Source organism: Prevotella sp. C0209C1, from assembly GCF_056583855.1.
Window position 1 is genome coordinate 1 of the sequence record NZ_JBWPJP010000072.1, and the last position, 1127, is coordinate 1127.

1 protein-coding gene is annotated in these 1127 nt (G+C 39.6%); it reads right to left on the bottom strand.

What is annotated here, in order from left to right; translation table 11 throughout:
• Positions 1-931: IS256 family transposase, variant Zn-binding type (locus AC1DCD_RS10220; RefSeq protein ID WP_464641382.1), on the bottom strand; the 931-nt coding region annotated here is incomplete at its 3' end.
• Positions 932-1127 lie beyond the last annotated feature (196 nt).

Genomic DNA, 1127 nt, shown 5'->3' on the forward strand with positions numbered 1-1127 from the left:
TACTTAGAGATTCTGCTAATGCCAAGAAAAACCCAGAAATGAACCGCTTGCGGTTCTCCATTGTTAGTCCACTGTGGTTGTTTAAGTTCTTCTTTAAGTCAGTGAATGTGCCTTCAATCTTGTTGTTTGTATTCGGCATACCCTTGCAGTCTTCTCGCTGATATGTAAAGAGGTAAGGAAGGTAAAACTCTAGACTGTTCATCGCCGACCTTAAACGCTGATGTGTGTAGTGCATCTTTCCGTCCTTATGCAGGCTCTTGTGGTTTATAGTATTCTTCCATTTCACTTTCCATTCCTGGTAACTTTGCACAAAATCAGACTCATTACTTCTATGAAGTTTACCCACTAAATATTTCAGTTCTCTACTAGATAACATCTTAGGATTCAGGGTAAGATAGCGTTTGACAATCTGCTTCATATGAAATTGGCACATTTGTATGTGATAGTTTGAGAAGGTTTTAAACAAACTTTGCTTCCCATCTATAATAATTCCCTCAATGGTATAGCCACGGCTCACGATGCTGCTCACTGCATCTTCATAGTCTTTTACGGTTTCGTTCTTCACAAAGGACATATACAAAGGGCAACCTGTAGCAGAATCAAGACCTAGCATGACACCAAAACCACGTCCCCAATAGGTAACGTCCAAATGAACAAAACCTCCTCCTGAAAGTGGGGGTTGCACCCATTCTCGCTTGATGTTATGTAGTCTACGCTTGACAGTTGCGATGCTAATACCGAATCGTAACGATAACTCGGATATAGTTTGTTTTTCTTGTTGATATACTCGCCATAATTCGTCCTCGGATACATTACTACCAGACCGAAACTGAGTATGACAATCTTTGCACAAATACAGTTGTTTTCCATAACGCACTCCGTTTTTCACGGTGTGTTTACTCTTACACACTGGGCATTTTTTCTTGTTCATTATAACTTCGCTTTTTGGCTTTTCAAATACCAGCGAAGTTAATGTTTATCGAACATTAAGCTATATTGCATCCTGCAAAATGAGCTATTGAACGATTTCAAAGGTCGAAATATCTCTGAAACGTTTGAATTGCTGAGAACACCAGTGTATATCGGTAGTTAAGGAGGATTCTATCCTGCAAAATGAGCTATAGGTC